At 64.5% G+C, this 5,456-nt stretch carries 5 protein-coding genes and 1 pseudogene; 4 read left to right on the top strand and 2 right to left on the bottom strand.

Annotated features, from left to right (window positions below; translation table 11 throughout):
* Positions 1-188, top strand: a pseudogene (gene glyA, locus ACYP33_RS32670) (serine hydroxymethyltransferase); the annotation flags it as partial.
* A gap of 59 nt (positions 189-247) precedes the next feature.
* Here the strand turns inward: glyA and ACYP33_RS32665 are convergent.
* Positions 248-1,156, bottom strand: a complete 909-nt coding sequence (locus ACYP33_RS32665; RefSeq protein WP_414440965.1) for a LysR substrate-binding domain-containing protein — start codon at positions 1,154-1,156, stop codon at positions 248-250.
* 104 nt (positions 1,157-1,260) lie between these two features.
* Between ACYP33_RS32665 and ACYP33_RS32660 the strand changes: the two genes are divergently transcribed.
* The 3 genes from ACYP33_RS32660 to ACYP33_RS32650 all read left to right on the top strand — a co-directional run bounded on the left by ACYP33_RS32660 (position 1,261) and on the right by ACYP33_RS32650 (position 4,781).
* Positions 1,261-2,133 carry an aldo/keto reductase family oxidoreductase gene (locus ACYP33_RS32660; RefSeq protein ID WP_414448423.1) on the top strand — a complete coding sequence of 291 codons (873 nt, stop codon included), beginning with the start codon at positions 1,261-1,263 and terminating at the stop codon, positions 2,131-2,133.
* Positions 2,134-2,452: 319 nt separating this feature from the next.
* Entirely contained in the window at positions 2,453-3,553 is a 1,101-nt protein-coding gene (locus tag ACYP33_RS32655) for a branched-chain amino acid aminotransferase (RefSeq protein ID WP_414448422.1), read from the top strand.
* A gap of 325 nt (positions 3,554-3,878) precedes the next feature.
* A complete protein-coding gene (locus ACYP33_RS32650) occupies positions 3,879-4,781 on the top strand; it encodes a hypothetical protein (protein WP_459625294.1) in 903 nt (300 codons plus the stop codon).
* A 66-nt stretch (positions 4,782-4,847) separates the two neighbouring features.
* Here ACYP33_RS32650 and ACYP33_RS32645 read toward each other — a convergent pair.
* A partial coding sequence (locus ACYP33_RS32645) for an IclR family transcriptional regulator domain-containing protein (RefSeq protein ID WP_459625293.1) occupies positions 4,848-5,456 on the bottom strand: 609 nt, incomplete at its 5' end.

Here is a 5,456-nt window from a genome sequence, read left to right as displayed (position 1 = left end):
CCTCGGGCGTTCGCCTGGGCTCGCCGGCGATGACGACGCGCGGCTTCGGCACGAAGGAAGCCGAGATCGTCGGCAACCTGATCGCCGACGTGCTCGAAGCGCCGGACGACGCGGCCACGCTCGAACGCGTGCGCGGCCAGGTCAGCGAACTGACGGCACGCTTCCCGGTGTACGGCGGTCGTTCGTAATCCTTGGCAATGCCGGCCGGGCCGTCGTGCAATGCGGCGGCGCGGGCAGCATTGCCGGCTCAGGCCGGCGCGTCGGCGCGAATGAAATCGATGAACGCGCGCAACGGCGCCGGCACGAGCCGCCGCCCCGGGTAGTACAGAAACGGCCCGGAGAACGATTCCCACCACGGCTCCAGCACCGGTTCGAGCGCGCCGCTCTCGAAATGCGGCTTCAGCCAATCCTCGAACAGATGCACGATGCCGGTGCCGGCCAGCGCGGCATCCACGGCCAGATCGACGGCCGCACCCAGTTCCACCAGCAACTGCCCCGACGGTTCGATCCGCACCTTTTCCCCATCGCGCTCGAAATCCCACGGCGGGATCGCGCGCCCCGGGAAGCGGCCGAGGATGCATTCGTGTTCGAGCAGGTCGCGCGGATGCGCGGGCCGCCCGCGCCGCGCCAGATAGCCGGGCGCCGCGCCGAGCGCGAGGCGCTGCACGCGCGGGCCGATCGGCACCGCGATCATGTCCTGTTCCAGCCGTTCCTCGTAGCGGATGCCGGCGTCGCAGCCGGCCGCCAGCACGTCGACGAAGCTTTCGTCGGCGGCCACTTCGAGGCGGATCTCCGGGTAGGCGGCCAGAAAGCGCGGCACGATCGACGGCAGCACCAGCCGCGCCGCGCTGACCGGCACGTTGAGCTTCAGCGTGCCGGCCGGGCGGTCGCGAAGGCCGTTGATCACGTCGATGGCCGCCTCCACTTCATCGAGTGCCGGGGCGAGCCGCGCCAGCAGCCGCTCGCCGGCCTCGGTCGGCACCACGCTGCGCGTGGTGCGATTCAGCAGCCGCACGCCGAGCCGCGTTTCGAGCCGGCGCACCGCCTCGCTGAGGCCCGACGCGCTGTTGCCGGTGGCGCGTGCACCGTCGCGAAAGCCCTTCGCGCGCGCGACCGCGACGAACGCCTGCAATTCCGTGAGATCGACGCTGCTCATTGTTCGCTCCTTCGTACAAGCCGTGCGGATTATGGCGGCTTATCGGTGGAATCGCCAGCGCGTAAGCTCTGGATTCCTTCACGTTGCCACCGCAGGAGCCTCACATGACCGCATCACTTCGCGCTTCCACCTTCGAACTCGGCGATCTGCCGGTGCACCGGATCGGCTACGGCGCGATGCAACTGGCCGGCCCCGGCGTGTTCGGGCCGCCGAAGGATCGCGCCGCCGCGCTCGCCGTGCTGCGTGCGGCCGTCGAAGCCGGCGTCGACCATATCGACACCAGCGATTTCTACGGCCCGTACGTGACCAACGAGCTGATTCGCGAGGCGCTGCACCCGTATCGTGACGATCTCGTGATCGTCACCAAGATCGGCGCGCGTCGCGGCGACGACGGCGCCTGGCTGCCGGCCTACACGCCCGACGAGCTGAAAAGCGCCGTGCACGACAACCTGCGCCGCTTGCAGCTCGATGCGATCGACGTCGTGAACCTGCGCATCATGTTCTCGACGCACGGCCCGGCCGAAGGCTCGATCGAGACGCAACTGAGCGCGCTGGCCGAGTTGCAGCAACAGGGGCTGGTACGCCATATCGGCCTGAGCAACGTCACGCGCGCGCAGATCGAGGAAGGGCGCAAGATCTGCGAGATCGTGTGCGTGCAGAACCACTACAACCTCGTGCATCGCGCCGACGATGCGCTGATCGACGCGTTGGCCGCCGACGGCATCGCCTACGTGCCGTTCTTCCCCCTGGGCGGTTTCTCGCCGCTGCAATCGTCGGTGCTGTCGGGCGTGGCCGAGCGGCTCGGCGCGACGCCGATGCAGGTCGCGCTGGCCTGGCTGCTGCGCCGCTCGCCGAACCTGCTGCTGATTCCGGGCACCTCGTCGGTGGCCCACCTGCACGAGAACCTGGCGGCCGGCGATCTGGCGCTGCCCGATGACGTGATGCGCGAACTCGACGGCGTGGCCGCGGCCGCCTGACGGCGCAACGTCCCGTCCGAGAGGCGGGACACCGCCGCGCCTTCGCGCATATCAAGGCATGCGACCCCGTATCCACGATGGCCGACCGTTGCTGACACGTCACTTTTAAGCACGTGCTGGCAATCATCGATTCCAGCCGGCGCGTGTCTAATTCCTTGTTTTTGTGAGGATTGGCGAGAAGGGGCGGCCCGGGTAGGAGAGCGAAATGGCGCTGCCCGGGCCATTCCGGGATGCGCGGAACGCTCAGGTCGATTACAGTGTCCGGTTATCACGGCGGCGGGCGTCCCCGCCGCTCTCTAGAACACCAGGAGCGGACCTCATGAGCACCGGCAGCACCTCGACTTTCCCGATCGAACGCCACCCGAACCCGACTTCCGCCGAAGAACGCGCGCGCCTGCTCGCGAACCCCGGCTTCGGCAAGATCTTCACCGACCACATGGTGACGATCCGCTATACGGAAGGCCAGGGCTGGCACGATGCGAAGATCGCTCCGCGCAAGCCGCTGGAAGTCGATCCGGCGATGCTCGTGCTGCACTATGCGCAGGAAATCTTCGAGGGCATGAAGGCGTATCCGCTGCCGGACGGCAAGATCGCGCTGTTCCGCCCGGACCAGAACGCCAAGCGTTTCCGCAATTCCGCGCGGCGTCTGGCAATGGCTGAGTTGCCCGAGGACCTGTTCGTGAACTCGGTGCGCGAGCTGGTCAGCCTCGAGCGCGGCTGGATCCCGTCGGCCGAAGGCAGCGCGCTGTATCTGCGCCCGTTCATGATCGCCAATGAAGTGGTGCTCGGCGTGAAGCCGTCCGCCGAATATCTGTACTGCGTGATCGCCACGCCGGTGGGCGCGTATTTCAAGGGCGACGCGTCGAAGGGCGTCTCGATCTGGGTGTCGGACAGCTACACCCGCGCCGCGCCCGGCGGCACGGGCGACGCGAAATGCGGCGGCAACTACGCCGCCAGCCTGGCCGCGCAGGCCGAGGCTTCGCGCGAAGGCTGCGATCAGGTGGTGTTCCTCGACGCCGTGGAGCGCCGCTGGATCGAGGAACTGGGCGGCATGAACGTGTTCTTCGTGTTCGCCGACGGCTCGCTGCAAACGCCGCCGCTGACCGGCACGATCCTCCCGGGCATCACGCGCGCCTCGCTGATCGATCTGGCCCGCGACCTCGGCTACACGGTGCGCGAGGAAGCCTATTCGATCGAACAGTGGGAAGCCGATGCGAAGAGCGGCAAGCTCGTCGAATCGTTCGCCTGCGGCACGGCCGCGGTGGTCACGTCGATCGGCCAGGTGAAGGGCCGCAAGCACACGTTCACGATCGGCGACGGCAATGCCGGCCCGGTCACGCAGCGCCTGAAGCAGACGCTGGTCGGCATTCAGACGGGCAAGGAAGCGGATCAGCACGGTTGGGTGGATATCATCGGCTGAGTGGCTCGCAGCGATGCTTTGAAACGTGCGGATCAAATGCGCACGATCAGCTTGTTTAAAAACCCGCCGGCATAAAGCCGAGCGGGTTTTTTATTTCTGCAGAATTCGAATTCGCCAATGTGGCGATTATTCATTGGCTGCTATCGATTTGCCGACGTACGTTTTGATATCGATAAGGCTGAATCGTTGCCGCGTGGCACGTTATCCCTGCTTGACGGCTTATCTTTTTTCTCACATGCTTGTCGGCGACTTGCACTGCCGTATTGATTTGAGTTTTTAAGCGTGCGATGTCATCAAATTAAAATGAAAAAAATCGGGGTGAGAAATGAGAGGATTGTCTGGTGCGGCGCAACTCGAGCGGGCCGGCCGCTTGACCGTGTTGGCATGCGTTGTTTCGACCTTGTATGCGTGTTCCGGTTTTCAAATCCAGGTGCCGACCAACTCGAGCACAACGTCCGGAGCGGATTCGTCATACGGTTATCAACCGCTTGATCCGGTGTCGACCACGGTGCAGCCCACCGATGTTCAAGGCCGTTGCGTGACCGGCAGGCCGACTCGCGACGAACTGCTCGGGGCCTTGCCTGACGAAACCATGCGGCTCGCGATCGGCAAGATCGATGCATCCGGAAAGGTGACCTACGGGCCAACGTCGATCAGCGCATCGAACAGCCAATATGTCGTCACCATCGACTACGTCAAATCGAATACGGTCGCTTTTTTTGTTAAAAAAGATGACCCTTCGCCGACCTCCAACGGTTTCACGGTGAGGGTGGTCGATAGTTATGAAAAAGCCGATAGCTCGGTGCCGGTTTATATCGGAATTGGTTTGCGTCTAACCGCGAATTTGACCACCAGCGCAGCGGGAATCAATCTGGGCAATTTGCTGGCGATTGGTGCGGCTGCCCAGGCGAACAAACTCAGCGGAACCCTGGTGCTGCAAACGATGGGCGTGACAGGGGAAAATATTTCCACGGCATTGCCGGTTCCCACCGAAATCAGCGTGGCGTCGATCCAGGGTGCGATTCAAGCGATCGGCACCATGAAGGCAAAACTGTATGACAGCAAGACGCTGATACAGCCGCGCGTCGTCGCTGTGTATAACACGCTCGGTGGCGGCACCACCACGATCAACGGATTCATTGCGTCGGTGCTGGGGCAGGTGCCTCGACTGAATGTGCCGATTGCCACGACGGCTGAAACCAAATTGCTAACTGCTTGCCCTATATAAGGGCGTTCTCCGACGTAGCAGGCCAGGGAGCGGCGGCGCGATTTCCCGCCCCGTCTCCCTTGCCCCTCAACTCCGGCGCGCCACCAACGCCGACACCCTCTGCGCCGCCTCCAGCAGCGGCTCGAGAAACTCCTTCACCATCTGCTTGGCCGTGTGCCGCTGTGCATTGCCGCTGATGTTCATCGCGGCGATCACGCGCCCGCGCCGGTTCTTGATCGGCGCGGACAGCGAAATCAGCCCCGCCTCCAGTTCCTGATCGACGATCGCCCAGCCCTGCTTGCGCACGGTGGCAATCTCGGCCTTCAGCGCGGCCGGATCGGTGATGGTGCGCGGCGTGTGCGCCTGGATCGGGCGCAGCGCGAGCACTTCGTCGAGCGCCGAATCGTCGAGCGACGACAGCAGCACACGCCCCATCGACGTACAGTACGCAGGCAGCCGGCTGCCGATCGACAGGTTGATGGTCATGATCTTGTGGGTCGGCACGCGCAGCACGTAAACAATCTCGGCGCGATCGAGCACGGCCGCGGAGCAGCTTTCGTGGATCTGCGCCGAAAGCTGCTCCATGACCGGTTCGGCCAGGTTCCAGAACGGCATCGACGTGAGGTAGGCGAAGCCCAGATCGAGGATTTTCGGCGTGAGCCGGAACAGCCGGCCTTCGGCCTCCACGTAACCGAG

It is taken from the genome of Burkholderia sp. 3C, from assembly GCF_054589155.1.
This window is presented reverse-complemented; position numbering and strand designations above follow the sequence as displayed.